We start from the raw sequence: 24,720 nt of genomic DNA, 5'->3' as shown, positions 1-24,720 counted from the left end.
GAAAATCCGCACATGCACAAAGCGCTCGGATCTCATCCAGCTCCCTACCGATCCCGAATGCCCAATCCCCCACCCTTTGGCACCGCACTTGCATCAGTACTCCCATGAGCCCTGAAATCGCCCTGACTGAATTGCGTGGTGGCCTGGTCACCGTCCTGTGGATTGCCGGGCCGATGTTGCTGGCGGTGTTGATCGTCGGTGTGGTCATCGGCGTGGTGCAGGCTGCCACCCAGTTGAATGAACCCACCATCGGCTTCGTGGCCAAGGCGGTCGCGTTGACCGCGACGCTGTTTGCCACCGGCAGCATGCTGTTGGGGCATCTGGTGGAGTTCACCATTGCGCTGTTCCAGCGCATACCGCATCTGATCGGTTAGCGGGGCGCACCGGATGGATTCCGCTACCCAGATGGTGATCGACGGCCAGCGCGCGTTTGCGATGGTCGGGGCGATCATGTGGACGATGCTGCGCACCGGTGCGTTGCTGACCGCGATGCCGCTGATCGGTACCCGGGCGGTGCCCGGGCGGGTGCGGGTGATGCTGGCGGGTACCTTGTCGATGGCGCTGGCGCCGATCCTGCCGCCGGTGCCGGAGTGGGATGGCTTCACCGCCACCGCGGTGCTCAGCATCGCGCGCGAACTGGCGGTCGGCGCCAGCATGGGATTCATGCTCAAGCTGATCTTCGAAGCCGGTGCGCTGGCCGGCGAGCTGGTGTCGCAGTCCACCGGCCTGTCGTTTGCGCAGATGTCCGACCCGATGCGCGGAGTGACCTCGGGCGTGATCGCACAGTGGTTCTATATCGGCTTTGGCCTGTTGTTCTTCGCCGCCAATGGACACCTGGCAGTCATCGCCTTGCTGGTGGACAGCTACAAGGCCTTGCCGATCGGCACCGCCATTCCCGATGCCAGCGCGTTCGCCGAGGTGGCGCCCACGTTGTTCCTGCAGATCCTGCGCGGCGGGCTGACCCTGGCCCTGCCGATGATGGTGGCGATGCTGGCGGTGAACCTGGCCTTTGGCGCGCTGGCCAAGGCCGCGCCGGCCTTGAATCCGATGCAGTTGGGCCTGCCGCTGACGGTGTTGCTGGGGCTGTTCCTGTTGTCCAGCTTCGCCAGCGAGTTCGCCCCGCCGGTGCAGCGCCTATTCGATACCGCCTTCGATGCTGCAAGAGAGCTGACCGGCTGACGCGCTGCAGTCTCAAGTTTCAGGGTGGCTTGCCGTCAACGCTGTAGCCGATTGAGCCCTTCGATCGTCGTCCACTTCCTTTCCGCGGAAACCGATGCCCACCCTGTTTGCGTCGTTCGCTCCATGCAGCTTGCGCAACAGTGTCCTGTGGCGGTTGGCGGCGCTATGCCTGATCGGCCTGCTGCTGCCGCTGTCCGCGCGCGCACAAACCTATAGCTTCCGCGACTATGCGCAGGCCGACGGCTTGCAGGGCATGACCGTCAACAGCCTGCTCGAAGATCGCCAGGGCGTAGTGTGGGTCGGCACCGAGCTGGCGCTGCATCGTTTCGAACGCGAAAGGTTTACCCCGATTGGTAGGGAAAGCGGGCTGGATGCGCGCTATATCCGCGCACTGGCGCTGGATGCCCAGGGGCGGCTTTGGGTTGCCAGCGCCAACGGCGTGTTCGTCCGCGACGGCGCCGGCTTCCGCCAGGTTTTGCACGAGGGCAAGCCGATCCGTGCCGACAGCGGCAATGTGCTGGCCCCCTATCAGAATGGCATGGTGGTGGTCAGCGAGAACCAGCTGCTGCGCGTGGCGCCGGTCGCTGCCGGTGCCTGGGCAGTGCAGCCGTTGCCATTGCGCCTGGACGACGGCACCACCCTGCCCGCCGGCAAGGCCGTGCTGGCCGATGCCGACACGCTGTGGATTAGTTGCGGCAAGCGCATCTGTCACCTCCAGGCCGATGGACGGATCGTCCTGCTGGGCGACGCCGACGGCGTGCCGGAACGCCAGTGGCGTGCCATCTTCCGCGATCATCGTGGTGCCTTGTGGCTACGCGGCGGCGGCCTGGTGCTGTCGCGCGAACCCGGTGAGCACATCTTCCGCGACCATCCGCCGCCGGCCAGCACCCGTTTCGACACGCTTTCCGGCGCTACCACACTGTCCGAGGATGCCGACGGCCGCCTGCTGACCCGCTCTGATCGCGGCATGGTGCGCTGGGAAGGCGACCACTGGCGCTATTTCGGGCACGACCAGGGGTTGTCGATCAGCCCGATGGTGGGCCCGTTGATGATGCAGAGCACCGGGCAGCTGTGGATCGGCACGCGCGGCCTGGGCGTCCAGCGTTGGTTGGGCTACGGCGCCATCGAACACTGGGACGAGAGCCAGGGCCTGGCTGAAGCGCCAACCTGGGCCATGCAGCGCCTGCCCGACGGAACGCTACTGGTGGGCGGTGATGCCGGCTCCAACGTGCTGGACCCTCGCAGTGGACGTGTGCAGCCATGGACGCTGGCCAATGGCGAGCCGTTACTGCAGTCGATCTCGATTGCGCTGTCGCCGGTCGATGGGGCGGCCTGGGTGGCGCGCTCCTCCGGCGCCCTGGCGCGTCGCGATCCGGGCAGCGGCAAGACCGTGGACATGCTGGAGTTGGGCCTGCCGATCAACAAGTTGTTGTTCGATCCAGCGGGCGTGATGTGGGTGACCACGCCGCGCGGCCTGTATTCGATTCCGCCGCAGCTGCCACTGCATGCCAGCCGCGAAACGTCGGTGCCGGCCGCCTTCGTGGGCGACATCGACCTGGATCGCCAGGGCCGGCTATGGGCCAGCACGCGCGAGGGACTGTATCGCCGGCAGCAGGACGGACGCTGGGCGCAGGTGCAGGTACACGGCGCTCTGCCCAGCCATGACTTCTTCTTGCTCGATTTCGCTGCCGATGGCGAGCTGTGGCTGTCACTGCGTGATATCGGGCTTTGGCACGGTCGCGAACAGGCCGACGGCACGGTTGCGCTGAGCGCAGTGGACGACCCGCTGGTCTCGCGGGTGATGCCCTTCATCCTGCGTCACGACAGCAAGGGCCGCCTGTGGTTGGGCAGCAGCCAGGGCCTGGACCTGCTCGACAACGGCCATTGGTCGCGGGCCACCCGCACCGAGGGCCTGCTCTGGGACGACGTGTCGGCCAATGCCTTCTTCGAGGATGCCGATGGCAGCGTCTGGATCGGCAGTAGCCGCGGGCTTAGCCACCTGATCGATCCACTCCGCGTGTTCGCTGCGCCACCGCTGCGGGTGGAGGTGCTGCGGGCACGCCGCGGCGACCAGATCCTGAGCGCCGGTGCGCGCGTGCCGTGGTCGCAGGTACCGTTGGACGTTGATATCAGCACCCCCGGTGCAGAGGGCGGCCCGGACCGCATCAGCTTTCGCTACCGCGTGGAGGGCCATCAGGCGCGCTGGACCACGACCTCGCTCAGCCACCTCACCTACCCGCTGCTGCCACCCGGGCGCTACGCGCTGGAAGTGCAGGCGGTGGATGCAAGCCAGCGCAGCGTCAGTCCAGTGACCCGGTTCGGCTTCGTGCTGGTTCCGCCGTGGTGGCGAGGCGTCCCGGCACTGCTCGCCTACGTGCTGCTGGGCATCGCGGCCGTGGTGTTGTTGCTGCGCTGGCGCACGCACAAGTTGCTGCGGCGCAAGCGCGAGCTGGAACAGCTGGTCGCCGCGCGCACCGCAGAGCTGGAGCAGGACAAGCGCGATCTGGAATCGGCCCGCGCCGCGCTGGCACTCAAGGCCACCCATGACGAACTCACCGGCCTGCTCAACCGCGCAGGCATCCTTGCCGCCCTGCGCGACATGCTGGAGCGCGCCGATGCGACCGCCCGGCCGCTGGCGGTGGTGCTCATCGACCTGGATCATTTCAAGCTGGTCAACGATCAGCACGGCCACCTGGCCGGCGACGCGGTGCTGGCCGGCGTTGGCCGCCGCATGGATACGCTGGTGCGTGGCGACGACCGCATCGGCCGCTATGGCGGCGAAGAATTGCTGGCCCTGCTGCCCGGGCTGACCTGCGAAGCCACCCATCGGCTGGATGCCTTGCATCACGGCATCTGCGGCGACTACCCCATCGATGGCGGCTGGCTGCATGTCACCTGCTCGATCGGTGTGGCGTGGTTCCATCCCGGCGAAACGCTCGAACAACTGCTGGCGCGCGCCGACGCGGCGCTGTACCGCGCCAAGCGCAGCGGCCGCAACCGCATCGATTACGACGATGGCCAACTGCCGGCGGTGGTGATCGCCGACAGCGATGGGTGAGCGCACTGGCCGCAGAGCCGCGTAGCGCGGCGTGGCAACGCGCAGTTGCGTGACAGCGTCGTGGCTAGGCGTGAGGCACCCCCTTGAGTGCAGTACCCGCGGCAGGCACGCCCGATGCGGTCACCTCGTGCACTGATTTTCTCGATTCGTAGCGGCATGAACGCCACTGCTGATCGACCACTCCACCGGCGGCATGCCCCTGATCGCCGCCTTCGCACAACACCAGCTGCCTGCCCACGTCCTCGGCAGGCAGCGAACCACCGCAGGTGTGCGCCTCAACAGGCACGCGCTGCCGCCGACATCACGCATGCGGATGGATCGTGGTCGCAGCCGGTCTACCCAGGGTCTGCGCGACTGTTGCGCTCGCCGATTCACCGCGTCAATTGATTGCCGCATGCAATTAAAGTAAACCGCGTGAACAGCCGCTAGTCGCTATATCGCGGCCTACGATGGGGGCCGCCAATGGCAAGCGTGAGACACCGCGCGAGGGGCGCGGACCACACGCACCGATGCGTGGGAGACAGCAACGCTCGTGGGGTTTGTGCAGCGCCAATGGAGGTCGTCGGGCCGGGGTGCATCGTTTGCTGCGGTGCTGCTGGTGGCGTTGCTGTCGCTGTCGGAACTGGCAAGCGCGCAAAGCGCCAGCATCCGCCGCTATGCGCACGACCAGGGACTGCTCGGTCTGGCCGGCACCTGTCTGCTGCAGACCCGCAACACCTTGTTGTGGGTCTGCACCGAAAGCGGGCTGTATCGCTATAACGGGCGTCTGTTCCAGCAGGTGGTGCTGGACGGCCTGCGCAACGAACCGATCACTGCGATGAGCGAAGCGCCGGACGGGCGGTTGTGGGTGGCGGGATTCCAGGCCTTGTTCGTGGGCGATGAGCGCGGCTTTCGCAAACTGGCGCGCGATGAGGCCGAACACCTGCAGGAAGGCATGCTGCTGGCCAGCCCGTCCTGGGGCACGGTATTGGCCAACGGCGGCACCCTGGAGCGCCTGAGCGAACGCGCCAACGGCCGTTGGCACAGCGAGCCGCTGCTGGATACCGCAACCCGGGTCAAGGTGCCGGAGTTGTCCAAGGTGCTCAGCCTGTCGGTGGACGGCGACACGCTGTGGGCAGGCTGCGCGCACAAGCTGTGCGCCATCGATGCGCAACGCAAGGTGCAGGTCTATGGCCCCGAGCAAGGCGTTCCCGAGGATCGCTGGTACAGCGTGCTGCGCGATCATGACGGTGCGCTGTGGGTGCGCGGCGCCGGCACCCTGCTCTATCGCGCGGCCGGTGCCAGCCGCTTCAGCGTACGACCGCTGCCATTGCTCGACGGCACCACCGTCGGGCAGCAGGCACCGCTGGTGATGGACCGCGAGGGGCGCGTGCTGGTCCGCCGCAACGATGGGCTGGCGCGCTGGGAAAACGGCCACTGGCGCAGCTTCGGCGCAGACAACGGGCTGCCGCCAGGCAGCAGCGATGCGATCGTGGTGGACCGCGAGGGCGATGTCTGGATGACCGTGGATGGCGAAGGCCTGGTGCGCTGGGCCGGCTACGAATGGATCGAGAACTGGGACGCCTCGCAAGGCATGCCGGCTGCGCCAACCTGGTCGATCGCACGCGATGGGCGCGATGCGCTGGTGGTGGGCAACGAACATGGTGCCGGGCGCCAGGCCATTCCCGGCGGACGCTTCGTGCCGGCCCTGCCGGAGTCGGGTATCCAGATCGTGGGCATGGCGCGCACTGCCGATGGCAGCCTGTGGGCGATCAACTCCGCCGGGTTCCTGCGCCGCAACTGGCCTGACGGCCGCAGCACCGCGGTGGCCAAGCTGCCCCGCACCGCGCGGCGCCTGTACAGCGATCGCCAGGGCCGGCTCTGGATCCTGACCGTTGGCGGCCTGTTCGTGATCGAGCGGCCGCTTGAAGGCGGCACGCCGCAGCCGGTGGCGGACATGCCCACCATTGCCTACACCGACATCCAGCAGACCGCCGATGGCACGCTGTGGGTGTCCAGTGCCAACGGCCTGTTCCGGTTGCAGGGCGAGCGCTGGTCCAAGGTGCAGGTAAAGGTCAACGGCGGCGATGCCGACCCGTGGATCAGCAAATTCCATATCAGCGACAGCGGCGAAGTGTGGCTGGCGTTCTATCGGCCCGGCCTGTGGCACGGCATGTTGCTCACCGATGGCCTGGACCTGCAGGCGATCAGCGACGAAGCATTGCGCGATGTCGGGGTGTATCTGCTGCGCGGCGACAGCGTTGGCCGGATCTGGGTTGGCCACGCCCGCGGCGTGGAGGTCTATAACGGCGAACACTGGGCGCATCTGTCGCAGTCGCAGGGCCTGCTCTGGGACGACGTGTCCGAAGCGGCGTTTGCCGAAGACCCGGACGGCTCGGTGTGGATCGGCACCGCGCGCGGGGTCAGCCATCTGCACGACCCGGCGCGCCTGTTCGACGAGCGCCAGCCCAGCGTGCGTATCGACAGCGTCAGCCGCGGCGGTGAGCCGATCCGCAGCGGGCAACTGCTGCGCTGGAGCGACAAGCCAGTGCATATCGAACTGTCGACGATGGAGGTCTACGACGACCCGAGCAGGCTGACCGTGCGCTACCGTCTGCTCGGCCTGCACGACGAATGGATCCAGAGCGATGACCTGTCGATCGACCAGCCGCCGCTGCCGGCCGGACACTTCCGCCTGCAGGTCCAGGTGCTGGACCGCTACCGGCGCACCGCCTCGCCGGTGGTGGACCTGGCGTTTGCGGTGGCGCCGTTGTGGTGGCGCAGCCCGCCGGCGATTGCGCTGTACCTGCTGATCGGCGGCGGCCTGCTGATCGGGCTGTGGAGCTGGCGCCACCGCCATCTGGTCGCCCGCGAACGCATGCTGGCCGAGCTGGTGGCCGAACGCACCTATCAGCTGGAGCGGGAGAAACGCGACCTGGAAAGCGCCCGCGCGGCACTGGCCCTGAAGGCCAGCCACGATGCGCTGACCGGCCTGCTCAATCGCTCCGGCGTCCTCGAGGCGATGGCCGAGGAACTGCAGGCCTGCGCGCATGCCGAACATCCGTTGGCGGTGGTGCTGATCGACCTGGACCACTTCAAGCAGGTCAACGACGAACACGGCCACCTGGTTGGCGACGCGGTGCTGGCCAAGGTCGGCGCACGGCTCACCGCCTGCCTGCGCGATTCGGACAAGGTGGGCCGCTACGGGGGCGAAGAGCTGCTGTTGCTGCTGCCCGGCATGCACCGGCAGAGCCAGCACCGGCTGCGCGCCATCCACGAGGCGATCAGCCTGCCGCCCTACGACGTGGGCGCCGCGCGTCCGCTGCAGGTGACCTGCTCGATCGGGGTGTCGTGGTACCGCATCGGCGACACCGCCGCCACGCTGCTGGCACGCGCGGACGAGGCGCTGTACCGGGCCAAGCGCCATGGCCGCAACCGCATCGAGCCGGAAGAACCTGAAGTTTCCGTGGCCTGATCCACAGCGTTGCGGTAGACGACCTCAAGAACACGCGCGGCGGGTCGCTAGCTCCTTGAGCAAGCGCGTCTGTCGGCGCTGGAACTGGATGGGTGGTCGCAACCTACAACCTTGGCATGGTGCTGTTGTCGCTGGTGGTGGCCGTGCTGGCCTCCTACACGGCATTGCACATGGCCGCACGCACCTCCGCCAGCCGCGGCGGGATCGCGGCTGCCTGGCTGGTGGGCGGTGCCATCGCCATGGGCATCGGCATCTGGTCGATGCATTTCGTCGGCATGCTCGCCTTCCGCCTGCCGATTCCGCTGGGCTACGACGTGGCACTGACCGCGTACTCGATGCTGGCAGCGGTACTGGCCTCGGCACTGGCGCTGTGGCTGACCTCACAACCCCAGCTGCCCTGGTTGCGGCTGGGCCTGGGGGCCGTGCTGATGGGGCTGGGCATCGCGCTGATGCACTACATGGGCATGGGCGCGCTGCGCATGGCCCCGGCCATCACCTATGACCCGTTGCTGTTTGGCCTGTCGATCGCGATCGCCATCGGCGCCTCCGCCGCCGCGCTGTGGATTGCGTTCCGGCTGCGCCACGAAGGCCGTCGCTACAGCCTGCGCCTGATCGCCGCCCTGATCATGGGCGTGGCCATCGTGGGCATGCATTACACCGGCATGGCCGCCGCGCAGTTCGCGCCCGGCAGCATCTGCGGTGCGGCCGCCGGCGCGCATCTGCCGTTGTCGTGGCTGGCCGCGCTGGTCATCGCGGTGACGCTGGGCTTGCTGATCCTGGCGCTGGTGATCTCGGTGCTGTCGCGCCGCTACCAGCAGCGCACCGACGTACTGGCGCAATCGCTGGCGCAGGCCAACGCCGACCTGGCCCTGGCCGCCCTGCACGACCCGCTCACCCGCCTGCCCAACCGCGTCTTGCTGCACGAGCATGTGCTGCAGAACATCGAACGCGCGCAACGCGATGGCCAGCGGTTTGCGGTGATGCTGATCAACCTGGACGGTTTCAAGGTGGTCAACGACGGCTATGGCCACCAGTTCGGCGACCGCTTGCTGGTGGTGGTGGCCGAGCGCCTGAGCGCGCACCGGCGCGCGCACGGCAGCCTGGCGCGCCTGGGCGCGGACGAGTTCGTGCTGGTGGTCGACATCGCCGACCCGGAAGACGCCGCCGCGACCGCCGGGCACCTGGTGCGCGCGCTGGCGTTGCCGTTCCTGGTCGGCGACCACGAACTGCGCCTGAGCAGCAGCATCGGGATTGCGTTGTATCCGGAAGACGCCGGCAGCGAGCACCAGTTGATGACCCATGCCGACGCGGCGATGGGCCACGCCAAGCAGGCCGGCCGCAACCGCTATCGCTTCTTCGAGCGCTCGATGACCGGCACCACCCGCGAGCGCCTGCAACTGTTGCAGGACCTGCCGCGTGCGCTGGAATCGGGCCAGTTCGTGCTGCACTACCAGCCCAAGTATTGCGCCGACGACGGCCGCCCGATCGGCGCCGAGGCGCTGATCCGCTGGCAGCATCCGCAGCGCGGCCTGGTGCCGCCGGACAGCTTCATCCCGCTGGCCGAACGCAGCGGCATGATCGGCCCGCTCGGCAGCTGGGTGCTGCAACAGGCCTGCCGGCAGATGCGTGCGTGGCGCGACGCCGGCCACGGTGACTGGCGCGTGGCGGTGAACCTGTCGGCCACCCAGCTGGCCTCGCCCAGCCTGCTGGACGAGGTGGCGACCACGCTGGACAGCTATGCCATCGCCCCCGGCCAGCTCACCCTGGAAATCACCGAAACCATGGCCATGCGCGATGCCGAAGCCTGCCTGCACACGCTGGGGCAGCTCAATGCGCTGGGCGTGCGCATCGCCATCGACGACTTCGGCACCGGCTATTCCAACCTGCTCTACCTGCGCAAGCTGCCAGCGCACGAGCTCAAGATCGACCGCAGCTTCGTGCAGGCCATGGACAGCGGCGCCGAAGACATCGCCATCGTCGCGGCGGTGGTGGCGCTGGCCCACACCATGCGCCTGCAGGTGGTGGCCGAAGGCGTGGAAACCCCGGCCCAGCGTAATACGCTCGAACGCCTGGGCTGCGACCAGCTACAGGGCTACCTGCTGGGCCGGCCGATGCCGCCCGAGCAATTCATCACCCTGGTCGTCGCCCAACGCGACGGCCCAAGACGCCTGGCCAGCTAGGTCACCCAGCAAGCGCGGCAATCCCCGGCCCGCCCAATCGGCGCGCAGCCACCCGCTCTTACCAGTCCCACATCCCGACTCCCCATTCTGGAATGCCACTTGCATCAGCCCAGGCTGATCCCCCACCGGCATCTCCATGTCCGAGTCCGAAGACGGCGGCGAGCGTACAGAGCTTCCCACCGAAAAACGCCTGCGCGAAGCCCGCGAGCAGGGCAACATCCCGCAATCGCGGGAATTGTCCACTGCGGCGGTGTTCGGCGCTGGCGTGTTCGGCCTGATGGCCCTGGCCGGCGGCATTGGCGACGGCGCGGCGGTCTGGATGAAGACCGCGCTCAGCCCGGATCCGAGGATGCGCGAGAACCCGATGGCGCTGTTCGGCCATTTCGGCGACCTGTTGCTGCAGCTGCTGTGGGTGATGGTGCCGCTGATCGGCGTCTGCCTGCTGGCCGGGCTGGCCGGGCCGCTACTGATGAGCGGCATGCATTTCTCCGGCAAGGCGCTGATGCCCGACCTCAACAAGCTCAACCCGATGAACGGGGTCAAGCGCATGTGGGGCAGCAATAGCCTGGCCGAGCTGGTCAAGTCGGTGCTGCGCCTGTTGTTCGTCGGCCTGGCCGCCTGGCTATGCATTTCCAAGGGCCTGCACGGCCTGCGCGCATTGGTGAACCAGCCGCTGGAACAGGCGGTTGGCAACGGCCTGGACTTCACCAAGAGCCTGCTGCTCTACACCGCCGGCGCGCTGGTGCTGCTGGCCGCCATCGACGCGCCGTACCAGAAGTGGAACTGGATGCGGAAGCTGAAGATGACGCGCGAGGAGATCAAGCGCGAGATGAAGGAAAGCGAGGGCAGCCCGGAAGTGAAGGGCCGCATCCGCCAGATGCAGATGCAGATGTCGCAGCGGCAGATGATGGAAGCGGTGCCCAAGGCCGACGTAGTGCTGATGAACCCGACCCACTACGCGGTGGCGCTCAAGTACGAAGGCGGCAAGATGCGCGCCCCGATCGTGGTGGCCAAGGGCGTGGACGAGATGGCCTTCCGCATCCGCGAAGCAGGCGAACAGCACCGGGTGGCGATCGTCACCGCGCCGCCTTTGGCACGCGCCTTGTATAGAGAAGCGCAAATCGGCAAGGAAATTCCCGTGAGACTCTATTCGGTCGTGGCCCAGGTGCTCTCCTACGTCTACCAGCTGCGCGGCTGGAACGGCGGCCCGATGCCGGAATTGCCGTCGCTGGACGTGGATGAGTTTGGCAAGGGAGCCAGCGCATGAGCGCCCAACCTGCCCCGATGAACGCCCGCCGCGTCATGGAGTTGCTGCGCAACGGCCTTGGCGCCCCGCTGGCCCTGATGGCCATGCTGGCCATGCTGATGGTGCCGCTGGCCGCGCCGGTATTGGACGCCCTGTTCACCTTCAACATCGCCATCTCGCTGATGGTGCTGCTGGCGGTGGTGTACGTGCAGCGCCCGCTGGAATTCACCATCTTCCCGATCGTGCTGTTGATGACCACGATGCTGCGGCTGGCGCTGAACGTCGCCTCCAGCCGCGTGATCCTGATCAACGGCCAGGACGGCCACGCCGCGGCTGGCAAGGTGATCGAGGCCTTCGGCCAGTTCGTGATCGGCGGCAACTACGCCGTGGGCATCGTGGTGTTCGCGATCCTGACCATCATCAACTTCGTCGTCATCACCAAGGGTGCCGGGCGCGTGTCGGAGGTGACCGCGCGCTTCATCCTGGACGCCATGCCCGGCAAGCAGATGGCGATCGACGCCGACCTCAACGCCGGTTTGCTGACGCGCGAGGAGGCCAAGGCCCGCCGCGAGGAAGTCCGCGAAGAAGCCGACTTCTACGGCGCGATGGACGGTGCCAACAAGTTCATCCGCGGCGACGCCATCGCCGCCATCCTGATCCTGTTCATCAACCTCATCGGCGGCATGGCGGTGGGCATGTTCCAGCACGGCATGAGCTTTGTGGATGCCGCATCCACCTACACCCTGCTGTCGATCGGCGACGGCCTGGTGGCGCAGTTGCCGGCGCTGCTGGTGTCGTCCTCGGTGGCCTTGCTGGTGACCCGCGCCTCGCGTGCGCAGGACATGCGCGGCGCCATGATCAGCCAGGTGTTCGGCCAGCACCGCGCATTGGCGGTGGCCGCGGCCATCCTGGGCCTGGTCGGCCTGGTACCGGGCATGCCGAACGTCGCGTTTTTGACGCTGGGCCTGATCCTGGGCGTGATCGCCTGGAAAATGTACAAGCGCAGCCTGGCCGCGCCGGCCGCCGGCGATGCCGCTGCCGATCCGCAGGCCGCTGCCACCGCCGCCACCGCCCAGGCCAGCGCCGAGCTGAGCTGGGACGAACTGCGCCCGATCGACCCGCTGGGCCTGGAAGTGGGCTATCGGCTGATCCCGCTGGTGGACAAGCACCAGGGCGGCGAACTGATGGCTCGCATCAAGGGCGTGCGCCGCAAGCTCACCCAGGACATCGGCTTCCTGGTGCCACCGGTGCATATTCGCGACAACCTGGAGCTGTCGGCCAACGCCTACCGCCTGCTGGTGCACGGCGTGCCGGTCGCCACCGCCGAGATCCATCCCGACCGCGAGCTGGCACTGGACCCGGGCGGCGCGCTCGGCCAGCTGGACGGCATTCCCGGCAAGGACCCGGCGTTCGGCCTGGACGCCACCTGGATCCAGCCGCACCAGCGCGCCTATGCCGAATCGATGGGCTACACCGTGGTCGACCCGGCCACCGTGGTCGCCACCCACCTGTCGCACCTGATCCGCGAACACGCCCCCGAACTGCTCGGCCATGAAGAAGTCCAGCAACTGCTGGCCACGCTGGGCAAGACCGCGCCGAAGATGGTCGAGGACCTCACCCCCAAGGCATTGCCGCTGTCGGTGGTGGTGCGGGTGCTGCAGAACCTGCTGATCGAGCGCATTCCGGTGCGCCAGCTGCGCAAGATCGTCGAAGCATTGGTCGAGCACGCCCCGCACAGCCAGGACCCGGCCGCCCTCACCGCGGCGGTGCGCACCTCGCTGGGCCGCTTCATCGTGCAGGAGATCGCCGGCATGTCGGCCGAGCTGCCGGTGTTCACCCTGGCCCCGCAGCTGGAGCGCGTGCTGCAGGAATCCACCCACGGCAACGGCGTGGCGCTGGAGCCCGGCCTGGCCGAACGCCTGCACCAGAGCCTGGCCGATTGCGTCGGCAAGCAGGAAGCCCGCAACGAACCGGCCGTGGTCCTGGTACCCGGCCAGGTCCGCGCGGCGCTGGCCCGTCTGGTCCGCCACAGCGTGCCGAGCCTGTCGGTGCTGGCCTATAGCGAAGTGCCGGAAGACAAGCGCCTGAAGCTGGTTGGCACCATCAGCTGAACCCGGCCCACCAGCCAGCCACATCGTAGAAGCGCACCTGGACGCAGGGACCAGTACCGGTACAGCCCGTCGCGCCCGGCTGCGCTTCCACGACGTACGGGGTAATCCGACGACGCGCCTGACCTTCAATCCGGAGGGGGCGGCCGTAGCAAAGCGAGCTAGCAAGAGCGGCAGCACATCTCCTCGGACTGGACTGGACAACCGCGTCCCCCAAGGAGCGCATCCGGGCGCGACGGGCATGACCAGCAAAGCCCGTCGCGCCCGGGTGCGGTCTCTGTATCTGGACATGGCCAGCCATCCGACGATCCGCCGCGGACCGCGCAAGATTGCGGAAAACGGTAGGAGTGCGCCTGGTGAGGACGGGCGTTGCCGGGACAGCCCATGCCGCACGGCCATTGCGCCGGCTAGCGCGCTGCAGGCCGACGGCCGCCCTCCACTTCCGGCGTCGGAAATCCGCCACCCGGCCAGCGGTCCAATCGATTGCAGCCATTGGGTCTCCCGGGCATGCCTGCGATGAGCCAACGCGAGTGAACCAGTTGTTCCGGCAAACCGGTTGCCCTGACTTCGGGAGCGGCGAAGAAGCCGGGACAACTCCAGCAAATACATGGACTTGCACTTCGCTCCAGACCTCGCGACAGCGTAGATGCAGCGCCAAGTGTCCCTGATGCCCGCGCCAGAAACCCAGCACCGTGCGTTTTGGCACACCGCATGCATTAGCTCTGGCGAGACCGCAGCCAGCACCACCGCTGCGGGGCGGATGGCAGGACTTGGAACTACGAACGGGACAGGCAACTCATGACGCTGGCAACACACCCACATTCATCGCGCACCCGTCCGGCGTCCGGCGGGTCCCGTTCCTGGAGGCACGTGGCATGAAGATCAAACGCTTTGTCGCCCCGGATATGCGCACCGCATTCCGCATGGTGCGTGAGGAACACGGCCCGGATGCCGTGATCCTGTCCAACCGTCGTACCGCCGAAGGCATCGAGATCGTCGCGGCCAGCAACTACGACGAAGAGCTGGTGCAGCGCGCCCTGGAAACCGCCCGCGAGACGCCGGCCCCCAGCACCGCGCCGGTCCAGCAGGCTCCCGTGCAGCAGGCTCCGGCCCAGCCGGCGCAGGTTGCCGCCCGCCCTGCCGCGCCGGTCCACGCTCCGCTGAAGCCGGCTGCCGAGACCATGAGCCACCGCCAGCGCGTGGCCAACGCCGCCGAAGACATGATTGCCGCCATGGCCCTGCGCCAGCCGGCCAGCGTGCCGCGCCAGGCGCCGGTCGCCACCCCGATCCGCAGCGCCGCGCCGATGCCGGCCGTGCAGGACCTGGCCACGCCGGTCGTGCAGCGCCAGGAACACGCGCTGTCGGCGGTGCCGGAACAGCTGTTCGCCGACTTTTTGACCACCGCTCCGGTGCAGCGTCCGGCCGTGCAAGCCGCCCCGGTCCAGGCACCGACTCCCGTCGTGGCCGCCACGGTTGCCGCCCCCGCCTACGCCGCCCACGACCAGGACGACGACGCCTTCGCCGACGAGGCCGACTTCGATCTGGACGACGCGCTGCCGCAGATCCTGCCGCCGGCCGCGCTGCCGCCGATCGTGGTCGCCCCGCCCGCCCCCGCTGCGCTGGCCGCAGTGCCGGTGGCTGCCGCGCCGATCCCGCAGAACGACGAAGAACTCAAGCAGCTGCGCGGCGAGCTGGCGCTGATGCGGCAGATGATCGAGCGCGAAATGAACCGCCTCACCGACGAGCGCCTGCGTGGCTCCCCGGTGCGTGCGCAGGCGCTGGAGCTGATGGACGACTATGGCTTCGACGCCGGCCTGACCCGCGACGTCGCCATGCAGATCCCGGCCGATACCGAATTGCACCGTGGCCGCGGGCTGATGCTGGGCCTGCTGTCCAAGCGCCTGCCGGTGGCCCCGATCGACCCGCTGGAACGCGGCGGCGTGATCGCCCTGGTCGGCCCGACCGGTGCCGGCAAGACCACCACCATCGCCAAGCTGGCACAACGCTTCGCCGCCCAGCATGCCCCGCGCGACGTCGCCCTGGTCACCACCGACACCTTGCGCGTCGGCGGCCGCGAGCAGCTGCACAGCTACGGCCGCCAGCTCGGTATCGCCGTGCACGAGGCCGACAGCGCCGAGAGCCTGCTCGAGTTGCTGGAGCGCCTGCGCGACTACAAGCTGGTGCTGATCGATACCGCCGGCATGGGCCAGCGCGACCGCGCCCTGGCCGCCCAGCTCAACTGGCTGCGTGCCGCCCAGCAGGTGACGTCGCTGCTGGTGCTGCCCGCCAACTCCCATTTTGCCGACCTCGACGAGGTCGTGCGCCGCTTCGCCCACGCCAAGCCCCAAGGCGTGGTGCTGACCAAACTCGACGAGACCGGCCGCTTCGGCAGCGCCTTGTCGGTGGTGGTCGACCACCAAATGCCCATCACCTGGGTGACTGACGGACAGCGGGTCCCCGACGACCTGCACCGCGCCAATGCCGCCAGTCTCGTTCTTCGCCTTGAAGATTTGCGGCGCGCTGCCGATAAGCCCTGTACTCCGGAGCACAACCATGCAGTCGCGTGAATACGCCAAGCTGACCAACGCCTTCCCCCTGTCGGCGACCCGTCCCGAGCCCCTGGGCCCGGTGCGCACCATTGCCGTGACCGGCGGCAAGGGCGGCGTAGGGAAAACCAACATCTCCGCCAACCTGGCGGTGGCGCTTGCCGACATGGGCAAGCGCACCCTGCTGCTGGACGCCGACCTGGGCCTGGCCAACCTGGATGTGGTCCTGGGCCTGTCGCCCAAGTACACACTGGCCGACCTGATCGCCGGCCGCTGCACGCTGGACGAAGTGATCATCGAAGGCCCCGGCGGCGTGCTGGTGGTGCCGGCCGCGTCCGGTCGCCGCCATATGGCCGAACTGGCTCCGGCCCAGCACATCGGCCTGGTCAACGTGTTCTCCGAACTGGAACGCGACCTGGACGTGATGGTCATCGACACCGCCGCCGGCATCACCGACAGCGTGCTGACCTTCTGCCAGGCCGCCCAGGACACCGTGGTGGTGGTCTGCGACGAACCGGCCTCGATCACCGACGCCTACGCGCTGATCAAGGTGCTCTCGCGCGAACGCGGCGTGGACCGCCTGCAGATCATCGCCAACATGGTGCGCGACCCCAACGAGGGCCGCCTGCTGTACGACAAGCTCTCCCGCGTCTGCGAGAAGTTCCTGGGCGACGTGTCGCTGAACTACCTCGGCCACGTGCCGCAGGACGACTGGTTGCGCCTGTCGGTGCAGCGCCAGCAACCCGTCATCAAGGCCTACCCCGCCAGTCCGTCGGCGCAGGCCATCGCAGAAATCGCGCGGCGTACCTCGCGCTGGCAGGCTCCCACCGTGCCGCGCGGCAACGTCGAGTTCTTTGTCGAACGCATCATTCAACGGGGAGTGGCCGCATGAGTACCGCCACCGCAACGAGCGCCACCGCGCAGTACCGTGCCGTCCAACGCAACAACGCCAACGACGTGGTGACCCAGCACGCCGACCTGGTGCGCCGCATCGCCCACCATCTGGCCGCCCGCCTGCCGGCCAGCGTGGAAGTGGACGACCTGATCCAGGCCGGCATGATCGGCCTGATCGAAGCCTCGCGCAGTTACGACTCCGAACAGGGCGCCTCGTTCGAAACCTATGCCTCGATCCGCATCCGCGGCTCGATGATCGACGAAATTCGCAGAGGCGACTGGGTACCGCGTTCGGTGCACCGCCGTGCCCGCGACGCTGCCGCGGCGGTGCGCAAGATCGAGCAGAACACCGGCCGCGCCGCCGCCGCCACCGAGGTGGCCGCCGCGATGGAAATGCCGCTACCCGACTACCTGCGCCTGATGGAAGATGCCGCACGCGGCCAGGTGCTGAGCCTGGAATCGCGCATCGAAGATCACGGCGAGCTGGACACCACCGCCAAGGGTGGCCCCAACCCGCAGCAGATGATGGAGCGTGGCGAATTCGGCCGCGAGCTGGGCAAGGCCATCGGCCAGTTGCCCGAACGCGAGCAGCTGGTGCTGTCGCTGTACTACGAACAGGAATTGAACCTGAAGGAAATCGGCGCCGTGCTCGGTGTCAGCGAGTCGCGCGTCTGCCAGATCCATGGCCAGGCCGTGGTGCGTCTGCGCGGCCGCCTCAAAGTCTTCGAACTGGCCGATGCCGGTGTCGAAATTGACGACTAATTTTTTCGCGTAATTTTTAGCGTTAGGAGCTTGATGTGAATAAGAACATGCGGATCCTGATCGTGGACGACTTCTCGACGATGCGACGTATCGTCAAGAATCTGTTGGCGGATCTCGGCTTCACCAATACCGCAGAGGCCGAAGACGGCAACAGCGCACTGGCCGCGTTGCGCGCGGGCCCGTTCGATTTCGTGGTGACGGACTGGAACATGCCCGGCATGACCGGCATCGACCTGCTGCGCAACATCCGCGCCGACGCCAAGCTCAAGCACCTGCCGGTGATGATGGTGACCGCCGAAGCCAAGCGCGAGCAGATCATCGAAGCGGCGCAGTGCGGCGTGAATGGCTACATCATCAAGCCGTTCACCGCGCAGACCCTGGAAGAAAAGCTGGGCAAGGTGTTCGAACGTCTGGCGGCGACCGCCTGATGAACGCCACCGTGGAAACCGATGCCGAACGTGCCGCGTTGATCGAGCGCCTGCAGAACGCGCTCGATGCACTGGAAAGCGGTGACCAGGTCGCCTGGCGTCGCGAGGTCGATCACCTCGCCGCGCTGCGCACGCGCCCGATGATGCAGAGCCTGAGCCGGCTCGCGCGCGAACTCGGCCAGGCGCTGGGCGAGTTGCCCACCGTGCCCGAGGAAGCCGGCGAACTGGACGATGCCTGCTCGCGTCTGGACCACGTGGTGGAAATGACCGAAAAGGCCAGCCACCGCACGCTGGACCTGGTGGAAGAATGCCGCGTGCTGGCCAACCAGCTGCGCGACGGCGGGCTCAATGAGGACCAGGGCGCGCTGCTGGAAAAGATGCGCCACAACCTCACCGAGCTGTCGCTGGCGCAGAGCTACCAGGACCTCAGCGGGCAGATCATCCGCCGCGTGGCCGGCATCGTGCGCCGCGTGCATGAGGGCTTCGGTGCGCTCGGCCTGCCGCCGAAGAACACCGAGCCGAAGAAAGACGACGGCGGTCTGGCCGGTCCTGCAATCAAGGACCTGGACCGTCATGCGGTGTCGCAGGACGACGCCGACGATTTGCTGTCCGGATTGGGGTTGTAACCATGAGTGCTGTTCCAGACGATATTGCTGCCGATTTCATCGTCGAGGCCCAGGAAATCCTGGATCGCCTCGGCGAACAGCTGGTGTCGCTGGAACAGGCGCCGGACGAAGCCGACCAGCTCAACGCGGTGTTCCGCGGCTTCCACACGCTCAAGGGCGGCGCCGGCTTCCTGGCGATCAAGCCGATGGTCGAGCTCTGCCACGCCGCCGAGGAAACCCTGGGCATGGCGCGCTCCGGCCAGGCGGTGTTGCAGGCGCATCACTTCGATGCCGCGCAACAGTCGCTGGATTATCTGCAGGCCATGCTGGATGCGATGGGCTCGGGCGAAACCGTGCCGCATGCACCGGCCTCGCTGATTGCGCAGTTCGATGCCAAGAGCGGCCCGCCGGCGGTGAAGGCTGCGCCCAAGGCGGCAGCCGCCGCGCCTGCGCACGACGACGGCCATGCCGCGCCGGCTGCCGGCGCCAAGGCCGCACCCAAGGGCGCCGCCAAGGCTGGCGCCGAAGCCGAACAGACCGTGCGCGTGGACACCAAGCGCCTGGACGCCATCGTCAACCTGATCGGCGAACTGGTGCTCTCGCGCAACCGCTTGAAGACCTTGCGCACCCGCCTGCGCGACGAAGAACTCGACCGCGCGGTCAGCACCCTGGACATCGCCACCGCCCGCCTGCAGACCGCGGTAATGCGCACCCGCATGCAACCGGTGAGCAAGGTGTTCGCCCGCTTCCCCAAGGTGGCCCGCGATGTCGCGCGCACGCTGTCCAAGGAAGTAGAGCTGGAACTGATCGGCGCCGAAACCGAGCTCGATCGCAATCTGGTCGAAGCCCTGGCCGACCCACTGGTGCACCTGGTGCGCAACGCGATCGACCACGGCATCGAATCGCCGGCCCTGCGCGAAGCCACCGGCAAACCGCGCAGCGGCCATGTGCGCCTGTCCGCGCAGCAGGAAGGCGACTACGTCAGCATCGAGATCCAGGACGACGGCGCCGGCATCGACCCCGAACGCCTGCGCGAGATCGCCCGCAACAAGGGCCTGATCGACGCCGAAGCCGCCGCCCGCCTGAGCACCGACGAGTGCCTGCACCTGATCTTCATGCCGGGCTTTTCGACCAAGGCCGAAGTCACCGACATCTCCGGCCGCGGCGTGGGCATGGACGTGGTGCAATCGCGCATCCGCGAACTCAGCGGGCAGATCCAGATCCAGTCCGAACTGGGCCGCGGCAGCCGCTTCATGATCCGCGTGCCGCTGACCCTGGCGATCCTGCCGACCCTGTTGGTGCAGGCCGGCGAAGCGGTCTACGCATTGCCGCTGGCGCGCGTGGTCGAAGTGCTGCACGCACCGCAGACCTCGCTGGGCTGGTTCGACGGCCGCGCCGTGCTGGATCGCCGCTCGCATACCCTGCCCCTGATCGACCTGCGCCGCTGGTTGGGCGTGCCTGCCGAACAGCCGCCGCTGTTGACCGTGGTGCTGCTGCAGGCCGGCGAAACCCGCTTCGGCCTGGTGGTGGACCAGGTCCGCGGCCGCGAGGAAGTGGTGATCAAGCCCCTGCCCCGCGCCCTGCGCGGCCTGCCCGGCTACGCCGGCGCCACCCTGATCGGCGACGGCCGCATGGCGCTGATTCTGGATGTGGATGGCTTGCGCTCCAGCGATCATTGAAGTTGGGGATTCGGGATTCGGGATTGGGAGAATCGGGAATCGGGAATCGGGAATCGGGAATCGGGAATCGGGAATCGTCAAGACTATCCTGGTTGCCTGATCTAACGACAACGGCCGCGTACTGCGGCCGTTGTCGTTTCATTAGCAGTATCGCTGCCGATTTACGCCGCTACGCGCGCAGACATAGGCGCGATGATTTGGCTGCTGTGGAACTGAACCTGGAACCGTTATTTGTCTTGAATTCGGAGTTAAGCAACTTTTGTAGCGCCTCAATTCTCCCAAAGTTTCTTTTGCGTCACGCGCCAATACCCCCCTTGCTTCCTCAAGAACACGTCGCCATTTTTACCAGTGGGTACGAGATGAAATTGAACGAACGCCGCATCCGAATCAGAATACAACTTTTCGACAAGAACAAAATCACGTGGGCGGACGTAATTTGGCTCTATTGATCTGATTATCCGTAAATTTCCCTGCGCCCGCTTACATTCAGCAACGCTTCTCGGCTCTGCATCCCACAAAAACACCACTTCTGAGCCGGTGAAATATCCCGAGCCATAAGTAACTATCTCTGGATTTTTACTTATAGCCGTCAGTATATCCATTTTTTCGTCATCGCAAGATTCACTGGGCGAATAGCTTTCCGCGACCTGTGTGCCGCTCTTTGAGCAGGCGGCCAAGCTTACAAGCAAGCTGGCAACCATAATAAACATTCTTAATTTTTCAGTAAATCGGCATCGGCCTTCCGTATACAGAATTCTCATACAAATCGCCCTCCTCCCCCTTGAAGTTATTACCATTGAAAAAAGCTTCGGAAAAATGTACAAGCTCATGCTCAACAGTTGCGTCAAAATCCCTCAAGAACTGAGCGCTCCGATCACCAGATTCGTATTTTTCGAAATACGCCTCATTGATAAATATCTCACCCTCGCGAGGAGTATATTGGCCATGCTCATGCCGCATCGCCTTAGGGGTTATAACAGGGCCTGCGCATTTTTTAAGCAAATCATCCAAATGCCCCTTATCAATCTTTCCAAATCGAGCGAATCCTTCGTACTTTCTTGGCGTCATCCGCTTCTGCAGGTCGTTTAGATACGCAACTGTACGAGGATATTTACTAGCAGCTTCAGGGCGATACCTGAGAAGCCCTCGCGGATCTACTGCGATCAAGGGACCTCCTTCGACATAAGAATAGGTGGAAGCCCCCCCTTCCAAACCAATCGGATCGCTCTGCAAGTACCGTCCTGTAGATGGATCATATTCACGACGGTAATTTTGAACGAGTCCACTTACGGCGTCGTAGCGCTGGCCAGGAAATCGCATATCGAGCACAAACGGAACGCCATTTTTATCTGGATCTTGATCGGGGGAAGTGTTTCCAAACACTTCTCCCTTTAGGCTCCAGGACCAAATTGGCTTATTGGTCTGAGAATCAATCGCCACACGAGGGGCGCCTAAATGGTCTGGCTCCAGGTATACGAGCTTCGCTGCAGCATCAATGATACCCACGGGCAGTCCATCAAGCCAAATCGCCTGCTCCACTGGCTTGCCTGCGGCATCATAGTCGCCAATCCACCGACCAGACTCATCGTACAGCGTGTAGTTATTAGAAGCACCGAGGAATTGGCGAACCTGCTCACCTTTCCCGTTGTAGCGATACTCGCGCACCACGATGCCATTACGTTTAACCTGGCTCATGCGACCTGTCGCGTCATAGACAAATTCCCTGTCAGCCCCATTAATCGATGTGGTATCGCCCACCGCGTTATTAACGCGCGATATCGATCCCACCTTGATCAAGCGGTGGCTACTCGTCTCGTAGCCGTACAACACCTCCCCAGCTGCCGATTTGCTGCTCTGGCGGTCACCGGTTTTATCGTATGAATACCCATCTAAAACAGTGCCAGTCACACCGTCTTTGAACTCTGTCAATCGCCCGAGTGAGTCATAGCTCAGCGAGACATCTGCGATGTTGCTTCCTGCTGGGGTTAGCTTGACCAGATTGCCCACAGGGTCGAAGACTAAGCCCACATCCAGTCCCCCAGCGCTGCTGTCCTGAATTGCCTTTGGACGATAGTCTTGGTCGTAGGTCCGCGCCATAATGCGACCATTACCATAAGTCCAACCCAAAACTGGCCCCTGCGGCAAATACGTGGCATTAGTCAGCAAAATCTGGCGCACACCTCCCGAGCTCGTATAGCCCACTTCTGTAGCTTGACCAAGCGAATTGCGGACGTAATCAATCTTTGCACCATCAGGATAAATCACGCTGGATAGGCGCCCCGCTAACGTATACCCGTAGCGAAGTGCCAAGCTTTTACCATTTGTGGTCTGCCGCTTACTTACTAAGTCCCCGAAGCCGTTATAGCAGTATTCGGTCACCCCGCTGCTATCTTTAATTGACGCAAGGCGGCCACGAGCAAAGCTCTCTTCCGCCGGACAGCTAGCAGATGCAGAATCGTAGGTATAGACGACATTAAATGTATTGGTGGGATAGCTCAGCTTAATCAATCGCCCTAAGGCATCATAGCTCGAACTGATCTTGACCCCACGGGCAGTAGCTTCAAGTACACGATTCCCAGCAGAGTCGTATCCGTATGACGTCGACCCCGTATCTGGGCTGGTGAGCTTAATGAGGTCACCGAGGGTGTTATAATCGTACCGCGTGGTCAAGCCCTTAGGATCAATCACTGAAGTCACGCGATCCAGCGCATCCAACTGCTTTGTTGTTTCTACCGCCAACCCTCCCACATCTTGAAGCGTGTGTGCGATTCGGCGCAATGGATCAGGATCTAACTGCGTCTTACGACCTAGTGCATCGGTCATCAACTTCAAATCGCCGTTGAGGTCGTATGAAAAAATGCTTGCGTTGGAAGAAGCATCGGTCTGCGACTGAAGCTGTCCGAGCTTATTGTAGACGCGCGTCAGATTTTTCTTAATAATTCCCGATGAATCTATTACAACTTCTTTGATCCGATTTCCCGCCGAATCCAGAGTATAATGCAGGTTACTACCGGCACTGTCGGTTATGTCAGTAAGTCGGTGAGCTGTGTCATAACCATACTTGACCAGGTCACCGTCAGGACTGGTTACCTTGGTAATATTACCTGTTTCATCGTATTCGAATGCTGTCACACGATCCTGGGCAAAAGAACTGTTGCCCACTGCAGATCTGGTGACCTGCGACGTCACCCATCCGCGAGGTGAGTAACTAAAATCAGTCGCGACGCCGTTCAAATCGATAACTCGCGCTGGCCGACCATTGCTGTCATAAGACGCGTAAGTGGTGTTCTGTCCTAAGGCATTTGTGATTTGCAGCAGATCTCCAACTCGGTGGCACTCACCACCCACTGTGGCACATCCAGACTCATCATTTGAGATGTAATAGCGATATGATTTCATATCACTCACATCCGTCCGGGGACCATCAATAGACAAAACCAAACCCACTTGCGGGCAGCTAAAAGTGTCAACTTTCTCGCAATAGCTAGTGCGCCACTGTCTGACACCTGTAGGCGCATTTGTCGCGCTCCCACACACATAGGCGATAGCTGCAGTCACTGCAGTGTCGATCTCGCATCTGGCAGTCTGCAGACCGACATTATTGTAGGCCCACGTCGACTTCCCTTTAACCACATTGCTCGCATCAAGAACAGTACGTTCAAGCGGCTCACGGATCGAGGTATCCCAAACGATATTCGTAGTTCGTTGCTGAGGTGAGCCTACTCCATCAATTTGCTGTTGAAGCAAACCATTTATATCGAATGTGGTTTGGGTTTTGTTGCCCTGGAAATCCGTTACTGAAGCCACATAACCGTTCATATCATACGTGATCGCCTTATACGGCTGGTTACACTGCGTACCGCATGCTACGCCAGAACTGGCGAAACGTATCGCACCGGATGCCGCATCAACAAACTTCAGATAAGAACTCACACCCAAGGGGCCAGTCACAGTAGAATTTACTATGCCATTTGTCGAATAAGCATCGTAATTAATCTTAGTCGTGTCAACTGATCCCGCAAAAGAAGCTGAAGTTGCTTTTCTTAATGACTGATAAGTGATCGTTTCAAACCTAGAGCCCTTCTCGTCGATCACCCCAGTCAAAACCCCAGGAAGCTTATTTCCTCCAGTATAAGAACTCTCATTATAAAGATAACCTACCGTTTTTCCATCAGGGTAAGTGGCTGATGCGAGATATCCATCTGCGTCGTAGGCGTAAACTACTCTACCTTTATCAGGGAGTGTCATCCCAATCAATCTTGATGCACTATCGTAATCGAATGAAATTTTGCGGCCACTTTTGTCAGACACACTTGAAAGAATTCCGCCGCCTAGGCCCACCGCATCGGGAAGAGTGTAGACCAAGAGATAAATTCGCTGGCCTGACTTATCATAGATCTCCTGCAATAAACCCTTGGCATCATAAATCTCTAGCTGTTGTGTCGCTGAAATCGCTAAGGATGGTCTGATCAACGCCATCGGAGGATGAGGTAAGCCGCATCGGTCGCGCCAATGACGCTCAGGCCTGCGGTTTTTGGCCGTTTCCGGCGCATGTGCGCGGTGTTGCCCCTGCTACAGGCA

Annotated in this window: 15 protein-coding genes; 13 read left to right on the top strand and 2 right to left on the bottom strand. The window is 64.4% G+C overall.

The features are described from left to right. Nucleotides 1-104: 104 nt before the first annotated feature. The 13 genes from A7D17_RS20340 (at nt 105) to A7D17_RS20280 (ending at nt 20,139) form a co-directional block, all read left to right on the top strand. Nucleotides 105-374 carry a flagellar biosynthetic protein FliQ gene (locus A7D17_RS20340; protein WP_005996207.1) on the top strand — a complete coding sequence of 90 codons (270 nt, stop codon included), beginning with the start codon at nt 105-107 and terminating at the stop codon, nt 372-374. Nucleotides 375-387: 13 nt separating this feature from the next. Then, complete coding sequence (gene fliR, locus A7D17_RS20335) at nt 388-1,179, top strand: flagellar biosynthetic protein FliR (RefSeq protein ID WP_064510779.1); 792 nt, start codon at nt 388-390, stop codon at nt 1,177-1,179. Nucleotides 1,180-1,273: 94 nt separating this feature from the next. After that, nucleotides 1,274-4,237 (top strand): ligand-binding sensor domain-containing diguanylate cyclase, encoded by a 2,964-nt coding sequence (locus tag A7D17_RS20330; RefSeq protein ID WP_064510778.1) that lies wholly within the window; start codon nt 1,274-1,276, stop codon nt 4,235-4,237. Nucleotides 4,238-4,769: 532 nt separating this feature from the next. Continuing rightward, the gene (locus A7D17_RS20325; protein WP_082862200.1) at nt 4,770-7,691 is read left to right on the top strand and encodes a diguanylate cyclase domain-containing protein; all 2,922 of its coding nucleotides are present in this window, start codon (nt 4,770-4,772) and stop codon (nt 7,689-7,691) included. 92 nt (nt 7,692-7,783) lie between these two features. Further along, the gene (locus tag A7D17_RS20320; protein WP_064510776.1) at nt 7,784-9,871 is read left to right on the top strand and encodes a putative bifunctional diguanylate cyclase/phosphodiesterase; all 2,088 of its coding nucleotides are present in this window, start codon (nt 7,784-7,786) and stop codon (nt 9,869-9,871) included. A 136-nt stretch (nt 9,872-10,007) separates the two neighbouring features. Then, nucleotides 10,008-11,138: a flagellar biosynthesis protein FlhB gene (gene flhB, locus A7D17_RS20315; RefSeq protein WP_064510775.1), complete on the top strand. Its 1,131-nt coding sequence runs from the start codon at nt 10,008-10,010 to the stop codon at nt 11,136-11,138. Nucleotides 11,139-11,155: 17 nt separating this feature from the next. After that, nucleotides 11,156-13,228 carry a flagellar biosynthesis protein FlhA gene (gene flhA, locus A7D17_RS20310; RefSeq protein ID WP_193395376.1) on the top strand — a complete coding sequence of 691 codons (2,073 nt, stop codon included), beginning with the start codon at nt 11,156-11,158 and terminating at the stop codon, nt 13,226-13,228. Nucleotides 13,229-14,100: 872 nt separating this feature from the next. Continuing rightward, entirely contained in the window at nt 14,101-15,792 is a 1,692-nt protein-coding gene (gene flhF / locus A7D17_RS20305) for a flagellar biosynthesis GTPase FlhF (protein WP_064510773.1), read from the top strand. Then, entirely contained in the window at nt 15,779-16,663 is an 885-nt protein-coding gene (locus tag A7D17_RS20300) for a MinD/ParA family protein (protein WP_010374294.1), read from the top strand. Before flhF ends, A7D17_RS20300 begins: the two co-directional genes overlap by 14 nt. After that, a complete protein-coding gene (locus A7D17_RS20295) occupies nt 16,660-17,427 on the top strand; it encodes an RNA polymerase sigma factor FliA (RefSeq protein ID WP_064510772.1) in 768 nt (255 codons plus the stop codon). Before A7D17_RS20300 ends, A7D17_RS20295 begins: the two co-directional genes overlap by 4 nt. A 35-nt stretch (nt 17,428-17,462) precedes the next feature. Then, the gene (gene cheY / locus A7D17_RS20290; RefSeq protein ID WP_014507662.1) at nt 17,463-17,855 is read left to right on the top strand and encodes a chemotaxis response regulator CheY; all 393 of its coding nucleotides are present in this window, start codon (nt 17,463-17,465) and stop codon (nt 17,853-17,855) included. Then, nucleotides 17,855-18,481 (top strand): protein phosphatase CheZ, encoded by a 627-nt coding sequence (locus A7D17_RS20285; protein ID WP_064510771.1) that lies wholly within the window; start codon nt 17,855-17,857, stop codon nt 18,479-18,481. Before cheY ends, A7D17_RS20285 begins: the two co-directional genes overlap by 1 nt. A gap of 2 nt (nt 18,482-18,483) precedes the next feature. Then, nucleotides 18,484-20,139 carry a chemotaxis protein CheA gene (locus A7D17_RS20280; RefSeq protein WP_064510770.1) on the top strand — a complete coding sequence of 552 codons (1,656 nt, stop codon included), beginning with the start codon at nt 18,484-18,486 and terminating at the stop codon, nt 20,137-20,139. A gap of 269 nt (nt 20,140-20,408) precedes the next feature. Here the strand turns inward: A7D17_RS20280 and A7D17_RS24500 are convergent, their stop codons facing one another. After that, nucleotides 20,409-20,900, bottom strand: coding sequence for a hypothetical protein (locus A7D17_RS24500; protein ID WP_161946565.1), 492 nt, complete (start codon nt 20,898-20,900; stop codon nt 20,409-20,411). Further along, nucleotides 20,860-24,618 carry an RHS repeat-associated core domain-containing protein gene (locus A7D17_RS23485; protein ID WP_082862199.1) on the bottom strand — a complete coding sequence of 1,253 codons (3,759 nt, stop codon included), beginning with the start codon at nt 24,616-24,618 and terminating at the stop codon, nt 20,860-20,862. The genes A7D17_RS24500 and A7D17_RS23485 overlap by 41 nt, the downstream gene beginning before the upstream one ends. Nucleotides 24,619-24,720 lie beyond the last annotated feature (102 nt).

The organism is Xanthomonas floridensis, assembly GCF_001642575.1.
Classification (GTDB): domain Bacteria; phylum Pseudomonadota; class Gammaproteobacteria; order Xanthomonadales; family Xanthomonadaceae; genus Xanthomonas; species Xanthomonas floridensis.
The sequence above is the reverse complement of the archived record's forward strand: the minus strand, read 5'-3'. Positions and strand labels throughout refer to the sequence as shown.

Coding starts and splice junctions, on each gene's coding strand:
- flhF (WP_064510773.1), top strand. CDS start 14,101: ATGAAGATCAAACGCTTTGTCGCCCCGGATATGCGCACCGCATTCCGC.
- fliR (WP_064510779.1), top strand. CDS start 388: ATGGATTCCGCTACCCAGATGGTGATCGACGGCCAGCGCGCGTTTGCG.
- A7D17_RS24500 (WP_161946565.1), bottom strand. CDS start 20,900: ATGAGAATTCTGTATACGGAAGGCCGATGCCGATTTACTGAAAAATTA.
- A7D17_RS20300 (WP_010374294.1), top strand. CDS start 15,779: ATGCAGTCGCGTGAATACGCCAAGCTGACCAACGCCTTCCCCCTGTCG.
- flhA (WP_193395376.1), top strand. CDS start 11,156: ATGAACGCCCGCCGCGTCATGGAGTTGCTGCGCAACGGCCTTGGCGCC.
- A7D17_RS20285 (WP_064510771.1), top strand. CDS start 17,855: ATGAACGCCACCGTGGAAACCGATGCCGAACGTGCCGCGTTGATCGAG.
- A7D17_RS20340 (WP_005996207.1), top strand. CDS start 105: ATGAGCCCTGAAATCGCCCTGACTGAATTGCGTGGTGGCCTGGTCACC.
- A7D17_RS20295 (WP_064510772.1), top strand. CDS start 16,660: ATGAGTACCGCCACCGCAACGAGCGCCACCGCGCAGTACCGTGCCGTC.
- flhB (WP_064510775.1), top strand. CDS start 10,008: ATGTCCGAGTCCGAAGACGGCGGCGAGCGTACAGAGCTTCCCACCGAA.
- A7D17_RS20280 (WP_064510770.1), top strand. CDS start 18,484: ATGAGTGCTGTTCCAGACGATATTGCTGCCGATTTCATCGTCGAGGCC.
- A7D17_RS23485 (WP_082862199.1), bottom strand. CDS start 24,618: ATGGCGTTGATCAGACCATCCTTAGCGATTTCAGCGACACAACAGCTA.
- A7D17_RS20330 (WP_064510778.1), top strand. CDS start 1,274: ATGCCCACCCTGTTTGCGTCGTTCGCTCCATGCAGCTTGCGCAACAGT.